General features: G+C 74.2%; 20 protein-coding genes. 11 read left to right on the top strand and 9 right to left on the bottom strand.

The window, feature by feature from the left end; translation table 11 throughout:
• Positions 1-39 precede the first annotated feature (39 nt).
• Positions 40-1,401 (bottom strand): wax ester/triacylglycerol synthase family O-acyltransferase, encoded by a 1,362-nt coding sequence (locus H4696_RS13680; protein WP_086864322.1) that lies wholly within the window; start codon positions 1,399-1,401, stop codon positions 40-42.
• A gap of 9 nt (positions 1,402-1,410) precedes the next feature.
• Positions 1,411-1,836: an AMIN-like domain-containing (lipo)protein gene (locus H4696_RS13675; protein ID WP_086864321.1), complete on the bottom strand. Its 426-nt coding sequence runs from the start codon at positions 1,834-1,836 to the stop codon at positions 1,411-1,413.
• A gap of 22 nt (positions 1,837-1,858) precedes the next feature.
• Here H4696_RS13675 and H4696_RS13670 point away from each other — a divergent pair, with 22 nt between their 5' ends.
• Complete coding sequence (locus H4696_RS13670) at positions 1,859-2,113, top strand: hypothetical protein (protein WP_192782301.1); 255 nt, start codon at positions 1,859-1,861, stop codon at positions 2,111-2,113.
• Here the strand turns inward: H4696_RS13670 and H4696_RS13665 are convergent.
• The 3 genes from H4696_RS13665 to H4696_RS13655 are packed head-to-tail and all read right to left on the bottom strand — an operon-like array spanning position 2,097 to position 4,919.
• Positions 2,097-2,345, bottom strand: a complete 249-nt coding sequence (locus H4696_RS13665; RefSeq protein WP_192782300.1) for an SHOCT domain-containing protein — start codon at positions 2,343-2,345, stop codon at positions 2,097-2,099. The two genes, H4696_RS13670 and H4696_RS13665, sit on opposite strands and share 17 nt — an antisense overlap.
• Positions 2,346-2,358: 13 nt before the next feature.
• A complete protein-coding gene (locus tag H4696_RS13660) occupies positions 2,359-3,369 on the bottom strand; it encodes an Acg family FMN-binding oxidoreductase (RefSeq protein WP_086857885.1) in 1,011 nt (336 codons plus the stop codon).
• On the bottom strand, positions 3,369-4,919 hold the full coding sequence (locus H4696_RS13655; protein ID WP_086857884.1) for a bifunctional aminoglycoside phosphotransferase/ATP-binding protein: 1,551 nt from the start codon (positions 4,917-4,919) through the stop codon (positions 3,369-3,371). Before H4696_RS13655 ends, H4696_RS13660 begins: the two co-directional genes overlap by 1 nt.
• A gap of 127 nt (positions 4,920-5,046) precedes the next feature.
• On the opposite strand from H4696_RS13655, the gene H4696_RS13650 reads away from it, so the two are divergent.
• Complete coding sequence (locus H4696_RS13650; RefSeq protein ID WP_086857883.1) at positions 5,047-5,766, top strand: ABC transporter ATP-binding protein; 720 nt, start codon at positions 5,047-5,049, stop codon at positions 5,764-5,766.
• Positions 5,763-6,497: an ABC transporter permease gene (locus H4696_RS13645; protein WP_086857882.1), complete on the top strand. Its 735-nt coding sequence runs from the start codon at positions 5,763-5,765 to the stop codon at positions 6,495-6,497. Before H4696_RS13650 ends, H4696_RS13645 begins: the two co-directional genes overlap by 4 nt.
• Positions 6,498-6,519: 22 nt before the next feature.
• Here the strand turns inward: H4696_RS13645 and H4696_RS13640 are convergent, their stop codons facing one another.
• Genes H4696_RS13640 through H4696_RS13630 form a run of 3 tightly spaced genes read right to left on the bottom strand, consistent with a single transcriptional unit; the run spans position 6,520 to position 9,811 of the window.
• Positions 6,520-7,677 carry an ABC transporter permease gene (locus tag H4696_RS13640; RefSeq protein ID WP_086857881.1) on the bottom strand — a complete coding sequence of 386 codons (1,158 nt, stop codon included), beginning with the start codon at positions 7,675-7,677 and terminating at the stop codon, positions 6,520-6,522.
• Positions 7,674-8,831, bottom strand: coding sequence for an ABC transporter permease (locus H4696_RS13635; RefSeq protein WP_086857880.1), 1,158 nt, complete (start codon positions 8,829-8,831; stop codon positions 7,674-7,676). Before H4696_RS13635 ends, H4696_RS13640 begins: the two co-directional genes overlap by 4 nt.
• 2 nt (positions 8,832-8,833) lie before the next feature.
• Positions 8,834-9,811 carry an ABC transporter ATP-binding protein gene (locus tag H4696_RS13630; RefSeq protein ID WP_086857879.1) on the bottom strand — a complete coding sequence of 326 codons (978 nt, stop codon included), beginning with the start codon at positions 9,809-9,811 and terminating at the stop codon, positions 8,834-8,836.
• A 131-nt stretch (positions 9,812-9,942) separates the two neighbouring features.
• Between H4696_RS13630 and H4696_RS13625 the strand changes: the two genes are divergently transcribed.
• The 4 genes from H4696_RS13625 (at position 9,943) to H4696_RS13610 (ending at position 14,128) form a co-directional block, all read left to right on the top strand.
• A complete protein-coding gene (locus H4696_RS13625) occupies positions 9,943-11,409 on the top strand; it encodes an MFS transporter (RefSeq protein WP_086857878.1) in 1,467 nt (488 codons plus the stop codon).
• Complete coding sequence (locus H4696_RS13620; protein ID WP_086857877.1) at positions 11,378-11,839, top strand: DUF6292 family protein; 462 nt, start codon at positions 11,378-11,380, stop codon at positions 11,837-11,839. Before H4696_RS13625 ends, H4696_RS13620 begins: the two co-directional genes overlap by 32 nt.
• Before the next feature lie 5 nt (positions 11,840-11,844).
• Complete coding sequence (locus H4696_RS13615; protein WP_192782298.1) at positions 11,845-12,834, top strand: Acg family FMN-binding oxidoreductase; 990 nt, start codon at positions 11,845-11,847, stop codon at positions 12,832-12,834.
• 325 nt (positions 12,835-13,159) lie between these two features.
• On the top strand, positions 13,160-14,128 hold the full coding sequence (locus tag H4696_RS13610) for an MEDS domain-containing protein (protein WP_249026902.1): 969 nt from the start codon (positions 13,160-13,162) through the stop codon (positions 14,126-14,128).
• A 21-nt stretch (positions 14,129-14,149) separates the two neighbouring features.
• Here H4696_RS13610 and H4696_RS13605 read toward each other — a convergent pair whose 3' ends face one another.
• The gene (locus tag H4696_RS13605; RefSeq protein ID WP_225955679.1) at positions 14,150-14,650 is read right to left on the bottom strand and encodes a helix-turn-helix domain-containing protein; all 501 of its coding nucleotides are present in this window, start codon (positions 14,648-14,650) and stop codon (positions 14,150-14,152) included.
• Positions 14,651-14,868: 218 nt separating this feature from the next.
• On the opposite strand from H4696_RS13605, the gene H4696_RS13600 reads away from it, so the two are divergent.
• Genes H4696_RS13600 through H4696_RS13585 form a run of 4 tightly spaced genes read left to right on the top strand, consistent with a single transcriptional unit; the run spans position 14,869 to position 18,296 of the window.
• Positions 14,869-15,810: an NADH-quinone oxidoreductase subunit B family protein gene (locus tag H4696_RS13600; protein ID WP_420831498.1), complete on the top strand. Its 942-nt coding sequence runs from the start codon at positions 14,869-14,871 to the stop codon at positions 15,808-15,810.
• Positions 15,807-16,271: a thioredoxin gene (locus H4696_RS13595; RefSeq protein WP_086857875.1), complete on the top strand. Its 465-nt coding sequence runs from the start codon at positions 15,807-15,809 to the stop codon at positions 16,269-16,271. Before H4696_RS13600 ends, H4696_RS13595 begins: the two co-directional genes overlap by 4 nt.
• Positions 16,268-16,903, top strand: a complete 636-nt coding sequence (locus tag H4696_RS13590) for a DUF5947 family protein (protein WP_086857874.1) — start codon at positions 16,268-16,270, stop codon at positions 16,901-16,903. The genes H4696_RS13595 and H4696_RS13590 overlap by 4 nt, the downstream gene beginning before the upstream one ends.
• 46 nt (positions 16,904-16,949) lie before the next feature.
• A complete protein-coding gene (locus tag H4696_RS13585) occupies positions 16,950-18,296 on the top strand; it encodes a wax ester/triacylglycerol synthase domain-containing protein (RefSeq protein ID WP_086857873.1) in 1,347 nt (448 codons plus the stop codon).
• Positions 18,297-18,364 lie beyond the last annotated feature (68 nt).

Raw genomic sequence — 18,364 nt, 5'->3', positions numbered from 1 at the left:
GAACGACCCGTTCATGACATCCGGAAGGGTCCCAGCAGCTCAGCGCGCGGCGCCCCGCAGGGACTGGATCTCCCGCTCGATCCCCTTCACGAGCACATCGGTCTCCGGCACCGCGTCAGCATCGGAAGTGATCCCGAACGTCACCTGCCCGGCATAACTGAGCATCGCCACGCCGATCCGCACCCGCAAAGCGATCGGGACGTACGGGTACATCTCGACGATCGGCCGCCCGAGCGCGGAGAGCGGTTCCGCCGGCCCGCGCACGTTCGTCGTGACCGTCACGATGTTGCGCTGCGGCAGGTGCGCGGCGGCCCGGATCGCCCACGCCACCGGGGCGAACGGCTCGCGGGCGGCCGTCGCGGTGAGCAGGGCGCCGGCCGCGGCTTCCGTGCCCGCCTTCAGCGTGCCCAGCCGGTGGTGGATCCGGAGCAGGCGCTGCACCGGGTCGGCCAGGTCGACCGGCAGCAGCGGCAGCAGGAGCGAAACTTCGTTGTCGAGGTCCGTGCCGGTCCGCACCGACACCGGTACCAGGGACCGCACGCTGTCGGCGGCGAGGGTTTCCCCGCGCTGCAGCAGCAGTTCGCGGAGCCCGCCGGTGACGGCGGCCAGCAGCACGTCGTTCACCGTGACGTCGAACGCCCGGGCGACGGCTTTGACCTCGGCCAGCGGCACCGAAACGGTCGAGTAGCGCCGGTCGCGGCCGAGTGGTCCGGTGAGGGGGCTCGGGGACGCGGGCAGCAGCGCGGAGGCCATCGACGCGAGGCCGAGGGCGACGTCGCTGACGCGGCGGGCCAGCCGGTTCGGGTGCCGGGCTTGGCGCAGCAGCAGCCGCGCCTGGTCCCACGGGGTGCGCAGCAGCTTGCCCGCCGCGTCCAGCAGCAGGTTCACGCCGCCGGGATCGGGTGCCTCGGCCGCGGGTTCCGGGGCGGCCGGGGTCGTCCCGAACAGGATCGTCTGGAGCCGGGTCGCCGCGAGCCCGTCGGCGAGCGCGTGGTGCACTTTGGACAGGATGGCCCAGCGCCCGTCCGGCAGGCCCTCGATCACCCAGAACTCCCACAGCGGCCGCTCGCGCTCGAGCCGCTCGCCCATCAGGAGCGCGACCAGTTCGTTCAGCGCGGCCCGGTCGTGCGGCGCGGGGAGCGAGACCCGGCCGAAATGCGCGGCCGGGTCGAACTCGGGGTCGTCCACCCAGACCGGCGGCCCGAGGTCGAACGGCACCGTCCGCACCTTCTGGTGGTACCGGGGAATCCCGGCCAGGCGCGCGAGCACGGCGGCGGTGAACTCCTCCTGCGCGGGCGCGGGACCTTCGGCGATCGCCACCGAGGCGATGGCCAGCGACGAGCTGGGGTCTTCGTCCTCGATCTCGAGGAACGCCGCATCCAGTGGGCTGAGCCGGTCCATGACGTCCTCTCAGTGGGCGATGTCGACGACCACCCGGCGGACCTGGTCCTGCGGCCCGGTCTGGGTGAAGACGCGGAACGGCAGCTTCGCGCGGACTCCCGCGGCGAAGGTGCTCTGGCCTTCGAACGAACCGGCGAAGCGCACGGCCCGCAGGGACGGCCAGTCCGGGGTGTTCACGAGGGTGTCGCCGACCGCGGCGAGCACCCGCCCGGGCTGGTGCCCGGCGTCGTCGCTGCCCAGCGCGGGTGCCCGGACGACGATCTCCAGCGCGGCGCCGCCGGGGACCGGCAGCGGGTCGCCCTTCGGGTCCGAGGTGACCACGGGGACGTACTGGACGGCGTACCCGGCTGCGGCCGGGCCGTTGACGTCGAAGACCACGCGGTCGAAGCAGGCGTGCCGCCCGGCACGCACCAGGTAGAGCGCGTCCCGGCTCATCGTGTCCGAGCCGCGCGGATCCGTGCGCCAGCCCGAAGTTTCCGTACACGCCGGGGTCGCCGGCGCCGTCGAGGACGGTGCCGGCTTCGCGGGGGTGGTCGTCGCCGGAGCCGGCGTGGTGGCCGTGGTGGTCACCGGTGCCGGGAGCACCGAAGCCGAGAGCGGCGTACTGGTCGACGGCGACGCTCCCTGGTCGGCCCCGCACCCGGCGAGGGCGAGCCCGCACCCCAGCGCGACGACGATCGCCTGCCCGCGCACGGTCAGCTCGCCCGGGTGAGGGCGTCGCGCCGGCGTTCGTACTCTTCCTGGTCGATCTCGCCGCGGGCGAACCGCTCGTCGAGGATGCGCCGGGCGGGGTCGACCGGGGGCGGTGGCTGCGGCGCCCGGCGCGCGAAGACCACGACGAGGCTGACGAGCGCGGCCAGGACCAGCACCATCAGCACGAGCATGCCGATGCCACCGGCCCAGCCGGCCCAGCCCATGGTTCCCGGGTGGTTCCAGTACGGCATGACGGCTCCTCTCCTAGCGGGACTGGAAGTGCTTGGGGGCCGCCTCGAGCGGCTGCAGCACGTCGGCGAGGTCGCGCCGCGGCGTCGCGGGCAGCGGGTCGGCGTTGGCGGGTGCCCAGCCGATGCGCAGCACCATCTGCGGGAACGACCCGCCGGTGACGTGCTCGGTCACGCTCTCGCGGACGTCGGCCAGCTCCAGCGGCTCGGTCAGGGGGCACGAGGACAGGCCGTAGGCGTTCGCCGTGAGCAGCACGGCGCTGGTCGCTTCGCCGGCGCGCAGCCGCGACATCCGGTCGTCGGAGGCGGTGCTCAGCACCAGCAGCACGGTCTCGTCGTCTTCGGCCTTGGCGTCCGGCGGCTGGGTGAGCATCGGGTCGGCGAACGGGCGGCCCCGCAGCGCGCCCGGCGTGTCGTCCGGTGCCGGGGTGTTGCGCGCGGGCACGCCGTCCGGCGCGATGTGGCGGCCGCTCCAGGCTGCCAGCTCGGTGCGGTAGGCGGGATCGCCGGCGTGCCGTCGCGAGGCCTCCTCGATCGCCGTCGCCAGGTAGTAGCGCGCCGAGTTGTCGGCGGCGCGCAGGACGGTGCCTTCCAGCGCCGCGGCTTTGGCCATCGCTTCGACGTAGCTGCGCGGCACGGACCACGAACTGTGCCGGCGCCGGTCGGTGCGCCGCCGCGGGATCGCCGCCGCCATCGCGATCTCGTCCTGCGACGGATCGTGCCGCTGCAGCGTGATCGCGGCGAGGTGGGCGGGCTCGTCCGGGTTCGGCAGCCGGTGCACCTGCGCGGCCCAGCCGAGCGCGGCGAAGCCGACTCGCAGGTGGTGCAGGGCCGCGCCGCAGCTGAGGATCAGGTCGCGGCCGTCCGGGTCGGTCTCGGGCAGCCGGCGGTCCTCGTCGGCGTAGAGGTGCAGCGAGCTGTGCCCGATCCGCCAGTACCACGGCTGGGAGTTGTGCACCGACGGTGCGCGGACGGCCATCGCGACCGCGGTCTTGACGGTGAACTCGTCCGGGAGTCCTCGCTCCATCATCGGCCTTCCTCGGGATCGTGGGTGTCTTCGGGTTCGACCTTCGCACCGCGGCGTCGGGCGCCGGGAGAGTCGGAGTGCCTCTGCCCGGGGGACTTTCGGTGCTCCGGCACCAGGGCCGCGACCGCCCGCGCGAGCGTCTCGGCCGGGGTGCCGGTCGTCGGCAGTGGGTGCGCTTCGGGCCACGGGTCGGCGTCCGCGGCCATCCGGTGCGCGATCTCCGGGGTGGCGTCGGACAGCGCGCCGGAGCGGGTCGTGATCCGCCGCGCCGCGGTCTCTTCGGGGGCCTGGCAGCGCACGGCGAGGAGCGGGGTGTCCGTCCGGCCGGCCACTTCGGCGGCGAGCGCGCGGTGCCGGGCGGCGTTCCAGGACGCGTCCAGCACCACGAACTCGCCGAGGGCCAGCAGTTCACCGGCGCGGCGCACGAGCTCCGCGTAGGTCGCGTCCGTGTGGCCCGCGTCGTAGAGGCCTTGCCGGTAGCCCTCGGCGGGCCGCCGGACGGGCGCGAGCCCGGCCAGCTCCTTCCGCAGCCGGTCCGACTGCAGCAGCGTGGCGCCGAGCCGGTCGGCCAGCCCGCCGGCGATCGTCGACTTGCCCGTGCCGGGCTCTCCGCCGACGAGGACCAGGCGCACCCGGCCGAGCCGCAGGTGCCACAGCGTGAGCTCGGCGTACTCGCGGGCCAGCGCGGCCGCTTCGGGGTCGCCCTGTGCGTGGCGCAGGCAGGCCACCTTGACCCGGACGAACGCGCGGTAGGCGAGGTAGTGGTGCACCAGCGCCGGGGGAGCGGGGTCGCCGCTGAACTCGCGGTAGTCGAGCAGCAGCTGCGCACCCAGTTCGGGCGCGTCGAGGCGCTCGAGGTCCATGGCCAGGAACGCGACGTCGTCGAGGACGTCGACGTGCCGGAGGCGGTCGTCGAACTCCAGGCAGTCCAGGACCCGGGGGCCGTCGTCGAGGCAGAAGACGTCGTCGGCGAGCAGGTCGCCGTGCCCGTCGACGACGTGCCCTTCGGCGATCCGCCGCTCGAACAGCGGCTCGCGGCCGGCCAGGAACTCCTCGGCGAGGGCTTCGATCTCCAGCGCGGTGGCCGGGTCGAGCACCGCGCCGTGGAACGGCCGGACCTGCTCGAAGCTGTCCCGCCACCGGTCGCGGACCGCGTCGCGGGTCTCGTCGGCGTCGATCTCCGGCCCGCGCGCGGCCCGGGAGTGGAACGCCGCGAGCTGCCGGGCCAGCCGCCGGATCGCCAGGGACAGCGGCGCCCGACGGCGGACCAGCGCGGACAACCGCCGGTCCTCGGGCATCCGGCGCATGACGACCAGGTGGTCGAGGACTTCGCCGTCCGGGCCGGTGACGTCGGCGACGCCGAGGTAGACGTCCGGTGCCAGCCGCCGGTTCAGCTCCACCTCGCGGTGGCACACCCGCTCGCGCGTCTTCCGTGCCGAAAAGTCCAGGAAGCCGAGGTCGACGGGCTTTTTCAGCTTGTAGGCCAGGTCTCCGACCAGGAAGACCGCGCCGATGTGGGTTTCGTGCACGTCGGCCCATGGTCTGTTCATGTCCCGAGCATCGGCTTCCGCGGGGCTGTCGCGCCGGGGACGAAAGTCACCGGCGCCGGGGACCGCGGCCACCTGTCCCGGGCCGGCCGGGCGCCCACCATGGATCCGTCGAGAGCGGAGGAGCGACGTGGACGAGACGGCGATCGAGGTGGCGGGCCTGCGCGTCCGCCGCGGGGGCCAGGAGGTGCTGCGCGACATCGGGTTCTCCGTGCGCCGCGGCACCGTCACCGGGTTGCTCGGCCCGAACGGCTGCGGCAAGAGCACTCTCATGCGCTCGATCGTCGGCGTGCAGATCGTCGACGCGGGGCAGGTGACGGTGCTGCGCCGGCCGGCGGGCAGCCCCGAGCTGCGCCGCCGGATCGGCTACGCGACGCAGGAACCCGCGATCTACGCGGACTTGAGCGTCACCGAGGCCCTGCGCTACTTCGCCGCGGTGCTCGGCGCGCGTCCGTCCGATGTGGACCGGGTGATCGCGCAGACGGGGCTCTCGGGGTCGGCCCGCACGCTGGTCGGCCGGCTCTCCGGCGGCCAGCGCGGCCGGGCCAACCTGGCCGTCGCCCTGCTGGGCACGCCCGAACTGCTCGTGCTGGACGAGCCGACCGTCGGCTCCGACCCCGAGCTGCGGGACGAGCTCTGGCAGCTGTTCCACGACCTCGCGGCGACCGGGGTGACCCTGCTGATCTCCAGCCACGTCATGGACGAGGCCGCGCGCTGCGACGACCTCCTCCTGCTGCACCGGGGAAAGCTGCTCGCCAGGGGCACGCCGGAGGACCTGCGCGCGCGGACCGGCGCGGCCGATCTCGAGCAGGCGTTCCTGCGCCTGATCAAGGCAGGAGCGACCCGATGAGCACCCCGATCACCCTGGCCACCGCGCGCCGGATCCTCACCCAGCTGCGGCACGACCCGCGCACGGTCGCGCTCATCATCGGCGTGCCGAGCGTGCTGATGATCCTGCTGCGCTACGTCCTGAACTCCGAGCAGCGCTTCAGCGCGATCGCGCCGGCGCTGCTGGGCATCTTCCCGTTCACGATCATGTTCCTGCTCACCTCCGTGACGACGTTGCGCGAGCGCACGACCGGAACGCTCGAGCGCCTGATGACGATGCCGATCGGCAAGCTCGACCTGCTGCTCGGCTACGCACTGGCGTTCGGCCTGCTCGCCACCCTGCAGGTCGTCGTCGCCGCCGGAATTTCATTGACCTGGCTGGGCCTCGACATCGCCGGCTCGGTCTGGACGCTGCTGCTCATCGTCGTGCTGGACGCGCTGCTCGGCACGGCGCTGGGGCTGTTCGTCAGCGCGTTCGCCCGCACGGAGTTCCAGGCGATCCAGTTCCTGCCGGTGTTCGTGCTGCCGCAGTTCCTGCTGTGCGGCCTGTTCGTCCCGCGCGGGGACATGGGCTGGGTGCTGAGCGCGCTGTCGGACGTCATGCCGCTGTCGTACGCCGTCGACGCGCTCACGCACGTCACGCGCTCGGCCGAGATCGACGGGACGCTGGTCCGCAACGTCGCGATCATCGCCGGCTGCGGCGTGGTCGCCCTCCTGCTCGGCGCGGCCACCCTGCGCCGCCGCACCCCCTGAGGGGCCGCGTCCACCGTCCGCCTCAGGTGGTCAGTGCCCGGTTCAGCCGCCACGACGCCAAGGCCAGCAGCAGCGCCGCGAACGCGGTCAGCACCCCGAGCGGGAGCAGGATGTCCACGAGCCCGCCGCCCCGCGAAAGCAGCGTCGTCCAGGCGTCGACCGCCCAGGCGTGCGGGGTGAGGTGGCCCAGTGCGCGCACCGCCCCCGGCACGATCTCCAGCGGCCACATGCAGCCGCCGAGCATCCCGAGGCCGACGCCGAACGTCGTGCCGAGCGCGGACGCTTGCTCGGGCGTGCGGAACAGGGTGCCGGCGAGCAGGCCGGCCCCGGTGCCCACGACCGCCCACGTCACGACCAGCACGGCGGCGGCGAACGGATCACCCCAGCGCACCCCGAACAGCACCGCGCCCGCGGTGACGATCAGCGCGGACTGCAGCAGCGCGAGCCCGAGCTGGCAGAGGGCCTCGCCGAGGACGATCTCCCGCGCCCGCACGGGCGCGGCCAGCACCCGGGCGTGGACGCCGAGGCGCCGCGTCTGCACCATGGCGGCGCCGGCGGCGAGCGAGTTCACGAACACGAACAGCACGAGCATGGTCGGCGCGCTGTAGCCGAACCCGCCGGGCAGGATGTCGCTCGAGCCGTTCACCACCTCGCCGGCCACGACCGTCGCGGGCACCTGACCGGCCACCGCGGTGGCCAGCGGCAGCCGGCCGGTCACGGTGCCCCCGGCGACCGCCGCGGCGAATCCCGCCGCCTGCAGGGTCTTCGCGTGCCGCGCCACCGCCGCGGACACCGCCTGCCACGCGCTTTGCCCGCCCCCCGTGGTCCCACCGGTCAGCAGGGGCAGCCGGGCGGTGCCGCCGCTCGCCAGCGCCGCGTCGAATCCGGCGGGGATGACCAGGACGGCATCCAGTTCGTTGCGGCGCAACGAATCCCGCGCGGCCCGCTCGTCGGCGAACGCGGTCGCCCGCAGGTCGTCGGAGCTGTCCAAGACCTGGGTGAGCCCGGCGGCCAGCGGCCCCGCGGCGGTGACCACGCCGACCCGCGGGGTGGTGGGACCGCCGACGGTCGCGCCGATCACGAGGATCACGACCAGCGGCAACAGGATCATGAAGAACGCGGCGACCCGGTCGCGCAGCAGCCGGGCGAGGGAAGTGGCCGCGATGGTGATGACGGTCATCGGCGCACCGCCCGCCGCTGGAGGACGCCGGTCACGAGGGCGAGCAGCGCGCAGAACGCCAGGATCGCGAGGACGGGCACGGCCACGCTGGTCCCGGGCGCGCCGCCGGCCAGATCGGTGAACCCCCGCAGCGCCCAGCCGTTCGGGGTGAACAGCGCCAGCCGCCGCACGAGCTCGGGTCCGGTCCCGGCGAACACGAACTGCCCGCCGACGAGCACCAGCCCGAACGTGAGGATCGCGGCCAGGCCGTCGGCCTGGCGCTCGGTGCGGGACACCGTGATGACGAACGCGGTCAGGCACGCGACGCTCAACGCGACCGCGAAGATCAAGACGGCGACGGCCGGCAGCGGTCCCCAGTCCGCGCCGAACGCCATCGAGGTCACCAGGCAGACCGTGCCGAGGCCGGCGACGCTGTAGGCGAAGGTGGCGAGCGACTTGCCGGCCAGCGCGGCGCCCCGGCCCCCGGGAGCGACGGCGATCCGGTCGAGCGTCCCGTCCCGGAGCTCGAGGAAGTAGCCCCGGGCGCCGAACCCCATGGCGAAGAAGAGGAAGAAGATCCCCATGGCCGGCGCGAAGTACTCGACGCCGGAGATCGGCCGGCTGCCGGACGCCTGCCGGACCACCTGCTCGGGGAGCCGCAGCTGCGCCGCGCGGGCGGTGAGGTCGCCTGCCGGCGCCCCGGCGGCGACCGCTGACGCCACCGAAAGCCGGTTCGCGTCGAGCTGGGCGGCGAACGACTCGGCGACCGAGCGCACCACCTGGCCCGCCAGCGGACTGTCCACTGTGGTCAGCACGGTGACCGGGCGGCTCGGTGCGCCGCCCGCGGCGGCCGAGAACCCGGCGGGGATCACCACGGCCGCACCGACCGCGCCGCGGTCGACCCGGGCGCGGGCGTCGGCGGCGTCGCCGACCGCGGTGACGGTGAGCACCGAAGCCAGTTCGGGACTGGTCAGGAGGCCGGTGAAGGTACGCGCGAGGACACCGTGGTCCTCGTCGACGACCGCGACGTCGGCGTGGAAGGTCTCGGCGCCGCCGAAGGCGAAGCTCACCAGCGCGGCGATCGCGAGCGGAGCCAGGAAACCGAGCACCCAGGCGGAGCGGTCGCGGGCGCGCTGCCGGAGGTCCTTCGCGGCTACGACGAAGACGGGCCACATGCTCAGTCCCGCAGTGCGGTGCCGGTGAGGTGCAGGAACACCGCTTCGAGGTCGGGTTCGGCCACCTCGGCCGAGCGGACGGCCACGCCCGCCCGCTCGGCCGCGGCGAACAGCGACGGCAGGAGCTTCCGGCCGTCGCGCCCGATGAGGTGGACTTCGGTCCCGGTGGCGTCCGCACCCTCGATGCCGGGCAGGTCGCGGCAGAGGGTGGCGAACCCGACGAGGTCGCCCGACGCCGACAGGGTGATCCGGTCCCGTTCGCCGAGCCGGTCGACCAGCTCGCGGCGGGTTCCTTCGGCGATCAGCCTGCCGTGGTCGATGATCCCGACCCGGTCGCAGAGCCGTTCGGCTTCCGCCATGTCGTGCGTGGTGTAGAGGACGGCCATGCCGCCCGCGCCGAACCGGTGGACGCTTTCCATGATCGCGTGGCGGCTCTGCGGGTCCACGCCGACGGTCGGCTCGTCGAGCACCAGCAGCGTCGGCCGGTGCAGGAGCCCCGCGCCGATGTTGAGGCGGCGCCGCATCCCGCCGGAAAAGGACTCCACCTTGTCCTTCGCCCGGTCGGCGAGCCCGATCAGCTCGAGGACTTCGTCCACCCGGTCACGCAGCACCTTGCCGCGCAGCCGGTACAGGCGCCCGAAGAAGGTCAGGTTCTCCCGGGCGGTGAGGTCGGGGTAGAGCGCGACATCCTGCGGAACGTAGCCGATCAGGCCCCGCCCGGCGGTGGAAGCGGGACTCACCGCGGTCCCGCCGACCACGACGTGGCCGGCGTCCGCGTGCAGCAGACCGCACACCAGCCGGATGGTCGTGGTCTTGCCCGCGCCGTTCGGGCCCAGCAGCCCGTAGGTCTCTCCGGCCGGGATGGCGAAGGTGACGTCGTCGACCGCGAGCCGGTCACCGAAGCGCTTGACCAGTCCGGTCGCGGCCAGGACCCCGTCGGTCGAGGAGCGCGCCGGCGTCGCTGCTACCTGGTGCGTCATCGGCCCAGCATCGGCGGGAGCGGTCGGCACCGGGAGGGCCGAAGGTCCGCGGGCCGGGGGACCGATGGTACTGGCGGGGTCGCGGGGCACGGCGTTGACTCCGGCCACGGGAACCGGGAAAGGACGTCCGGATGGCGACGACACCCACCGTGGCCGCCGTGCTGCGGATCCGGCCGTTCCGGCGGCTGTGGCTCGTCCTCGCGGTCTCCTCGACCGGCGACTGGCTCGGCTTGCTTGCCACCTCGACGTTCGCCGCGGCGCGCTTCACCGGCCCGACGGCCCAGGGCGCCGCCTTCGGCGGGGTGATGGCCGTGCGCCTGCTGCCCGCGCTGCTGCTCGGCCCGGTCGCCGGGGTACTGGCCGACCGGTTCGACCGGCGGCACACGATGATCGTCTGCGACCTCCTCCGGTTCCTGCTCTTCGCGTCGATCCCGGCGGTGGGGCTGCTGGTGGCCGACGCCGGGGCCGTCGTGGCGTGGGCCGCGATCGCCACTTTCGGCATCGAAGCCCTCGCGATGGTGTGGTCGCCCGCCCGTGACGCCGCCGTGCCCACGCTCGTCCCGCGCGAAGCGCTGGAAGCGGCCAACCGGCTTTCCCTGGCGACCACCTACGGTGTCACGCCGGTGGTCTCCGCGCTGGCCATGGCGGGCCTGTACGGGCTCCCGGACCGGTTCGACCCGGTCACCGTCGCACTGCTGCTGAACTCCGCGACCTTCCTGGCGAACGCCGGCGTGCTCGCGGTGGGGGTGCGCGAGCTGAGCGGCCGGGGGCCGCGGCCCGGGCACCCCGGCGTCCGGCGCGAGCTGGGCGAGGCGTGGCGGTACGTGCGCCGGACCCCGTCGGTGCGCGGGCTGGTCACCGGGATCCTGGTCGCCTTCGCCGGGGCGGGTGCCGTGATCGGTGCCGCCCAGCGGTACGCCCGGACTCTGGGCGACGGTGACGTCGTCTTCGCACTGCTGTTCGCGGCGCTGTTCGCCGGCATGGCGCTCGGTGTCGGCGGCGGGCCGCTGGTCGTGCACGCGCTCTCCCGCCGCCGCTGGTTCGCGTTGTCGATCGTGCTCGCCGGGTTCTCGGTCGCGGTGCTGGCCGTCGTCCCGGACCTCGGCTCGGCCGTGGCCGCCTGCGTCGGCACGGGCGCCGGGGCGGGCATGACCTTCCTCGTCGGCTGGACCCTCCTGGGCAGCGAGGTGGGCGACGACCTGCGTGGCCGCGTCTTCGGCTTCGTCGAGGCAGGCGGGCGCGTCGCCCTGCTGGTGTCGATCGCCCTCGCGAGCGTGCTCGTCGGTCTTCGCGCGGTCCCGCAGGGGATCCCCGCGGCCCGGGTGGTGCTGCTCGGCGCCGGTGGCGCGGTCCTGGCCGCGGGGTGGGTGGGGTTGCGCCGGATCGACGACCGGCCGGGCACCCCCGTCCTGCGCGACCTGCTGCGTGCCTTCCGGAAGCGAAGTGACGAAAGTCCTCGCATCCCGGGCCGAACGACGCCATCCGCCGGGCGTTCCGTGAACGTACCGTCGGATCCCGGTACACCCCGGTCCGATGTGGCCGGTGCACGTCCCGAAGCGATGGAAGGTGATTCCCCTGCTGACCGGTATCGACCGTGACCACGGCCTGCGCGGCGGGCTGACCGGCTACCTGGCGGCGGTGAGCGCCGCGGTGGGGGTGGGGGAGGAGTCCTGCACCGTCGACATCGATGCCCCCGCTTCCGCGTACGTCGCCCTCGACGTCCGGCTGCCCCGGCACCCCGGGCGGGACATGGCGCTGCTGTGGGACGAACGCCACGGCTGGGCGTTCGCCATGGAGACCCATTCCGGCGAGGACCTGCTGGTGCTCGCCTACCTCGGCGGGGAACTCGTGCCCAGCCCGGCGCGCGTCCGCGGTTTCGTGGCGGCGGTCCGGCTGGCCGGCGGCGGGTCCGGCGAGCCCGTCCCGCCGGACCTGCGAGGCGACCGCGGCGAACTGCTGGACCGGCTGCGGCGCCACCGCCGCGGCCTGTGGGCCACGACCGTCCCCTTCCGGACCGGAGCGGGGTGACGCCGATGTCCGCTGTGGCTCGCGCGACCTGGACGCCGGCCGAGACCGAGGTACTGGTCCGGTCGATGATGCTCGCGCCTTCGGTGCACAACACCCAGCCGTGGCTGCTGGAGGTCGCGCCGGGGGAGCTGTCGGTGCGCGAACGCGCCGAGCCGGCCCTGCCGCACCACGACCCGCTCGGCCGCGACCGCGCCGCTTCCTGCGGTGCCGCCGTGGCCAACCTCGAACTCGCGGTCCGCACCCTCGGCCGCTCGGCGGAGGTCGCCTTCCTGCCCGACGACGGCCGGCCGGACCTGGTGGCGCGGATCGCCGTCGGGGACCCCGAACCGCCTGCCGCCGAGGAACTGCGCCGCTACGGCGCCATCGCCCGCCGGGTCAGCCACCGCGCCCCGTTCGAAGGGGTGGCCGTGCCGGCGCCGGTCGTACGGGCCATCGTCGCCGCCGGAGGTGCGCGGGGCGTCGAGGCGCGCCCGGTCCAGGCCGGCCGGGAAGTCGCCGTCGTGTCCCGGTTGCTGCACTCCGCCGCCGAGCACTTCCGCCAGGACGGCGTCTACCAGCGCGAGCTGTCCCTGTGGACGATCCGGGACGAGGCTGTCCACCGCCACGGCGTCGGCGTTCCCGCCAGCCGGATCCCCGCCGGCTCGGTGCCGTGGGCGGGCCTGGTCCGCCGCGCGACCGAAATCCCCGAGCCGGCCGAGCTCGAACGCCGCCTGGCCGGCGAGACCCTGCTGCTGTTCGTGACCGCCGACGACGCCCGCCTGGACCACGTCCGCGTGGGCTACGCGATGGAGCGGGCCTGGCTCGCGGCGGTCGACCTCGGCCTGGCCGCGGCGGTGCTCACGCAGCCGCTGCACTGGGCGCCGGTGCGCTCCGCGCTGTGCGAGGACCTCGGCCTCACCGGCTTCCCGCAAGCTCTCGTGCGCGTCGGCTACGCCGCGGAAGCGGTCGCGCCCGCTCCTCGCCGGGCGGTCGAAGAGGTGCTGCGCGAGCGGTGAAACAATTTCGAATGCCTGGTCGCAACAGTCATTCAATTGTTCGTGGAACGCCATTGTGCAATGGTTCCGACCTTTTTCGGTCGATCGGTGGACAGTACTGTCCGGGTCGCTGGGCGGTGAGACACATCTGGCCCTAGACCTGCGATGGGGCAGTGTTTCCCGGCCGTCGGGTCCCGGTGGCGGCAATTGCTCCGAACGGGTGCAATCAATTCGTCGGGCATTAGCCGGATCGGGCGCCGTCGAGTAGGCTCCGGCGGTCTTCGGGAATTTCGGGGGAAAACGCGATCATCGCGACAAGCGATCGACGACGGCTTCAGGAGGTTTCGTGCACGAGACGACCGCGGCCACCGGCTCGGCGCCGGGAGGTGTGCCGGAGGCCGGTTTCCGCCACCAAGGGTTCCTCTACGGCACGGACGCCGAGTTCCTCGCGACGGCCGTGCCGTTCGCGCAGGAAGGGCTGTGCCGGGGCGAACCGGTGCTGGTGACCACGACCGCGGCCAACCTGGAGCTGCTGCGCGCCGTGCTGGGCGCCGACGCCGACCGGATCGCCTTCGCCGAATCGGGTTACATCGGCCGTCGGCCGGCGAAGCTGGCCAACGCGCTGCGGCGCTACTGGGACCGGCACCGGTCCACCGCGCCGACCGGGGCGGTCCGCGTCCTCGCCGAACCCGCGCGCAGCGGCGGCGCCCGTGAAGCGGCCGCGTGGCAGCGCACCGAACACGGGTTCAACGCGGCGCTGGGCGGTACCCGCATCTGGCTGATCTGCCCGTACGACACCAGGGTCCTCGACGCGGGCGTCGTCGAGGAGGCCCGCCGCACCCACCCCGAGTGCGTCATCGCCGGCCAGGTCCGGCTCTCCGCGCGGTTCACGCCACCCGCGGCAGGGGACGCGTTCGAGGTGGCCGGGACACCGGAAGCCGATGAGGTCTTCCGCTTCGAAGGGGATCTGGTCGCCGTCCGGCGGTACGTGCTCGACCGGGCCGGCGCTCTGCTCCGTTCCGAGGACACGGCGACGCTGTTCGGCATCGCCGTCGGCGAAGCGATCGCCTACCTGCTCGAGCGCGGTATCGACCGGGCGGCCGTCTGGGTGCGGCCGGCGGCCGGCCGGGTGGTGTGCACGCTGCACAGCGACCGGCCGGTCGCTGGCCCGGCGTTCTACGGCCTTCGCGCCGCGGCCGGCCCGGGTGGCGGCCTCTGGATGACCGACCAGATCTGCGAGTGGCTCGACATCAGCTCCGACGCCGCCGGCTGCACCGTCGAGCTGGCCATGCGGGAACGCGCGGCCGGGGACTGAGCGGCGCGGACATACCTGTCCTCACCGCAGCCGCACGTCACCGAACCGGTCTTCGATCCGGCGCAGGTCGCGCAGCCGGGGCTCGGTCTGCCCGCCGAGCCAGCGGGTCAGCGTCTTGGTCGACACGCCCAGCTGCTCGGCGGCGGCCTCCTTGGTGATGCCCCGGCTGAGCAGCGCCTCGGCCAGCCAGGCGGCGAAGCTGGCGGCCGGCTCCGGCCGCGGGGCAACCGGGCCGGACCGCGGGGCGCGGGAGGGGAGCACGTCGAACTCGACGTGCCCGGGGTACCGCCGGCACGAGACCTCGAGCACCCCCGAAGGTCCGGCGGCGCTCAGCAGCGCCGTGAGGATCGTGTTGCCGATCTCGCGGTCTTCCGCGTCGGCGAGCGGCGCGTCCCCGAGACACCCCTGGACGAATTCCCGGATTCGCGGAACCGCGGACGGCCGGGCCGGAAAGATCTTCGTGACGATTTCGACCGGTACCACCTCGATCGACTTGCCCGCTGACCGGCCGGCCGTTTCCATTTCGATCAAAGTCCCTTCCGACGGGGTGTTCAGTGTAGTCGCGGAATACCGAGCGCGGACGGCCGGTTTTGTCCCGCCCGTCGCTCAGGTGTGTCCGGCCGGCCTTGCCGCGCCCGCCGGGCACGGACTACGGTGGCGTCTTCTCGCTCGCGGGGAAGGGATCGACGATGGCGAAGGCCGGCTCGGGAAATCTCCCGCCGACCGTCCACATTCTGTGGATGAATGGCGGGCTGAGCTGCGACGGGGAATCGGTGGCCCTCACCGCGGCCACCCAGCCCGGTATCGAAGAGATCGTCCTCGGTGGTCTTCCCGGCCTTCCCGAGATCGTGATGCACTGGCCGTTCCTCGATTTCCAGAGCGGGCCCGACGGCGGTCCGGACAGCTTCATCGAATGGTGGCACCGCGCGGCCCGCGGCGACCTCGACCCGTTCATCCTGATCGTCGAAGGCTCGATCGCCGACGAGACGAACAAGGCCGAAGGCTTCTGGTGCGGGTTCGGCACCGATCCGGAGACGGGCCAGCCGATCACCGCCGCCGAGTGGCTCGACCGGCTGGCGCCCCGGGCGATGGCGATCCTGGCGGTCGGCACCTGCGCCGCGTACGGCGGGGTGCACGCCATGGCCGGCAACCCCACCGGCGCCATGGGGGTGCCCGAGTACCTCGGCCGGGACTGGCGGTCGTGGGCCGGGCTGCCGATCGTGTGCGTGCCCGGCTGCCCGGCCCAGCCGGACAACATGTCCGAGACCATCCTGCACCTGCTGTTCCAGGCGTCCGGGAGCGCACCGGTGATCGACGTCGACGAGGCCCTGCGGCCGAAGTGGCTGTTCGGCAACACCGTCCACGAAGGGTGCGACCGGGCCGGCTACTACGAGCAGGACGAGTTCGCCGACCGGCACGACTCGCCGCGCTGCCTGGTGAAGCTGGGGTGCTGGGGCCAGGTGGTCCGGTGCAACGTGCCCAAGCGGGGCTGGATCAACGGCGTGGGCGGCTGTCCGAACGTCGGCGGCATCTGCATCGGCTGCACCATGCCCGGGTTCCCGGACAAGTTCATGCCGTTCATGGAGAACCCGGTCGACGCCGGGGTGCCGACCGCGACGGAAAGCGTGACCGGCTCGGCGATCCGCATCCTCCGCGAGATCCGCACGGCGGGCGAGCGGTGAGCTCCGTCGAAACCCGGCTCAGGACACTTCTGTCCACGCTGCTCGCCGGGCCGGGCCGCCGGCCCGCCGAAGAGATCGTCCGGCAGCTGACGGACCTGTACGGCGAAGGCCTGACCAGGGTCGTCGCCCTCCTGCGCGAGCACGCTCCCGGCGCGCTGGACGCGATCGCCGCGGACGACGTCGTGACGGACCTGCTGGTGCTGCACGACCTCCATCCGCACGACGCCACCGCCCGGATCCGGCGCGCCCTGGCCCGGGTGGGCGCCGACGCCGGGTACCTGAACACCGACGGCGGGGTGGTGCGCCTGTGGCTCGGCGGCGGCTGCGGGGCCGCGTCCCGGCCGGCGGTGGCCGCGGCGGTCCGCGACGCCGCACCGGAGGTCACCGGCGTCGAGTTCGTCACCGCGTTCCACCGGATCGGCGTCGGACCGCCGCCGGGCTACGCCGGACCGGCGTCATGAGTGTCCACAGTGGAGCTTTTCCCGCCGCGCTGAACCGGGGAGCGGTGCGCCCGGAGGCGTGCGAGCTGTGCGGGACGCCGGTGGCCGGCCGGCACGCCCACGTGGTCGACACCGGCCGGCGGGGCCTGCTGTGCGCGTGCCGCGCGTGCTTCCTGCGGTGCACGAGGTGCGACGGCGCGCGCTACCGGGCGGTTCCGGAGCGCTACCTCTGGGACCCCGCCCACCCGGTCGCGTGCCTCGACTGGCGCGCCCTCGGCGTGCCGGCCGGGTTCGCGTTCGTGCTGCGCCGCGGCACCCGGGTCACGGCGTTCCAGCCCGGTCCGGCCGGCGCCGCCGAGACCACGCTGCCCGCCGACCTCTGGACGGACATCGCGGCCGGCCACCCCCTCCTGGCGGCGGCGGAACCGGACGTCGAGGCGATCGTGTTCCGCGGCGCGGAGCGGACCACGGACTGCTTCCTCGTCCCGGTCGACGCCTGCTACCGCCTGACCGGCGTGGTCCGCCGCTTCTGGACCGGCCCCGACGGCGGCCCGGAGATGCACGACCGCGTCGGCGAGCTGTTCGCGGAGATCCGCCGGCGGGCGCGGCCGATGGGCCCGGAAGACCGGTCCGGGCCGGCACGGGCCTGGTGACTTCCGGCCCTGGCCGATACCCCGGGTTCCGGGGTCGACTCGGGCCATGGTGCGAAGGGGCCGCCCGGCGCGGCCGGTCGTGGACCGCGCGAGTCCGGCCGACCGCGCCTTCCTGGCGATGAACACGGCCGAGGTACCGGTGCAGTTCGGGGTGCTCCTGCTGCTCGGGCCGGCTCCGGGGCTCGACCTGGCCCGGGTGCGGCAGCGGATCGCCGAGCGGATCCCGGCCGTCCCGCGGCTGCGCCGTCGGCTGGTCCGGGCGCCGCTGGGCGGCGGCGGGCCGATCTGGGCCGACGACGCCTGCTTCGACGTCCGCCGCCACGTCCGGGCCGCGGTGTGCGCACCGCCCGGCGATCGGCAGGCGGTGCTCGACACCGCGTTGTCGCTGGTGTCCACCCCGTTGCCCCGGAACGCCCCGCTGTGGTCGGCGACCTTCGTGACCGGGCTGGCCGGCCACGAAGCCGCGTTGGTGGTGGTGTTCGACCACGTGCTCGCGGACGGCGTCGGAGGTCTCGCCGTCTTGGCTCGCCTGGTGGACGGAACCGCGGAGCCGGACGTGCCGCCTTTCCCGGTCCCGCGTCCCGGTGCCGGGACGCTGCGCCGGGACGCGCTGGCCGGCCGGTTGCGCGCGGTGCGCCGGATCGGGCCGGCCCTGCGCGCGTTGCGACGCGCCACCGCCGCCGGTGGCGGCCTGCACCCGGCGCGCGCCACCCCGTGTTCGCTGGTCGGCCCGACCGGACCGGGTCGCAAGCTCGCGGTGGTCCGGACCGACCTGTCCGCACTGGGGGCGGCGGCCCACCGGTACGGCGCATCGGTGAACGACGCCGTCCTGGTCGTCGTGGCCGGTGCGCTGCGCCGGCTGGCGGCCGCTCGCGGGGAGGACGTCGACGCGTTCGTGATCACCGTGCCGGTGTCGGGCCGGACCGCGGGCGACGGCGCGGCCCTGGGCAACGCGGTCAGCCCGATGCTCGTCACGGTGCCGGCCACCGGTTCCGTGCGCGCCCGGCTCGGCCGGGTGACGTCCCAGGTCCGGTCCGCCAAGGCCGCCGCTTCCGGGCCACCGCCGATCGCCGTGCTGGGTGCGGCCTTCCGGGCGGCGGCCGCGCTCGGTGGCTACCGCTGGTACATGAACCACCAGCGCCGGATGCACACGCTCGTCAGCCATGTGCGGGGCCCGGCCGAGCCGGTCGGCTTCGGCGGTGCGCCGGTCCTGGCGGCGATCCCGCTCAGCGTGGGCGAAAGCGGGAACCTGGCCGTCGTCTTCGAAGCGCTCTCCTACGCGGGCACGCTGACGATCTCGGTGCTCGCGGCCGCCGACCGGTGCCCCGACCTGGACGTCCTCGTCGACGGACTGGCGGCGGAACTGGCTGTGGTGCGCGGGGAATCCGGCTGAAGAGCGGCCTTTCGGCTCTCCCGTCGTGGACCCAGGACCCTGCCCCGGAACCACCCGGCGGACGACGA

It is taken from the genome of Amycolatopsis lexingtonensis (assembly GCF_014873755.1).
Lineage (GTDB): Bacteria > Actinomycetota > Actinomycetes > Mycobacteriales > Pseudonocardiaceae > Amycolatopsis > Amycolatopsis lexingtonensis.
The sequence above is the reverse complement of the archived record's forward strand: the minus strand, read 5'-3'. Positions and strand labels throughout refer to the sequence as shown.

What these genes read in the sequence shown, in the direction of transcription:
- H4696_RS13675 (WP_086864321.1), bottom strand. Translation starts at nt 1,836, where the DNA reads ATGAGCCGGGACGCGCTCTACCTGGTGCGTGCCGGGCGGCACGCCTGC.
- H4696_RS13640 (WP_086857881.1), bottom strand. Translation starts at nt 7,677, where the DNA reads ATGACCGTCATCACCATCGCGGCCACTTCCCTCGCCCGGCTGCTGCGC.
- H4696_RS13660 (WP_086857885.1), bottom strand. Translation starts at nt 3,369, where the DNA reads ATGGAGCGAGGACTCCCGGACGAGTTCACCGTCAAGACCGCGGTCGCG.
- H4696_RS13635 (WP_086857880.1), bottom strand. Translation starts at nt 8,831, where the DNA reads ATGTGGCCCGTCTTCGTCGTAGCCGCGAAGGACCTCCGGCAGCGCGCC.
- H4696_RS13630 (WP_086857879.1), bottom strand. Translation starts at nt 9,811, where the DNA reads ATGACGCACCAGGTAGCAGCGACGCCGGCGCGCTCCTCGACCGACGGG.
- H4696_RS13585 (WP_086857873.1), top strand. Translation starts at nt 16,950, where the DNA reads ATGGTGCGAAGGGGCCGCCCGGCGCGGCCGGTCGTGGACCGCGCGAGT.
- H4696_RS13600 (WP_420831498.1), top strand. Translation starts at nt 14,869, where the DNA reads ATGAATGGCGGGCTGAGCTGCGACGGGGAATCGGTGGCCCTCACCGCG.
- H4696_RS13605 (WP_225955679.1), bottom strand. Translation starts at nt 14,650, where the DNA reads ATGGAAACGGCCGGCCGGTCAGCGGGCAAGTCGATCGAGGTGGTACCG.
- H4696_RS13665 (WP_192782300.1), bottom strand. Translation starts at nt 2,345, where the DNA reads ATGCCGTACTGGAACCACCCGGGAACCATGGGCTGGGCCGGCTGGGCC.
- H4696_RS13645 (WP_086857882.1), top strand. Translation starts at nt 5,763, where the DNA reads ATGAGCACCCCGATCACCCTGGCCACCGCGCGCCGGATCCTCACCCAG.
- H4696_RS13655 (WP_086857884.1), bottom strand. Translation starts at nt 4,919, where the DNA reads ATGAACAGACCATGGGCCGACGTGCACGAAACCCACATCGGCGCGGTC.
- H4696_RS13590 (WP_086857874.1), top strand. Translation starts at nt 16,268, where the DNA reads ATGAGTGTCCACAGTGGAGCTTTTCCCGCCGCGCTGAACCGGGGAGCG.
- H4696_RS13615 (WP_192782298.1), top strand. Translation starts at nt 11,845, where the DNA reads ATGTCCGCTGTGGCTCGCGCGACCTGGACGCCGGCCGAGACCGAGGTA.
- H4696_RS13680 (WP_086864322.1), bottom strand. Translation starts at nt 1,401, where the DNA reads ATGGACCGGCTCAGCCCACTGGATGCGGCGTTCCTCGAGATCGAGGAC.
- H4696_RS13625 (WP_086857878.1), top strand. Translation starts at nt 9,943, where the DNA reads ATGGCGACGACACCCACCGTGGCCGCCGTGCTGCGGATCCGGCCGTTC.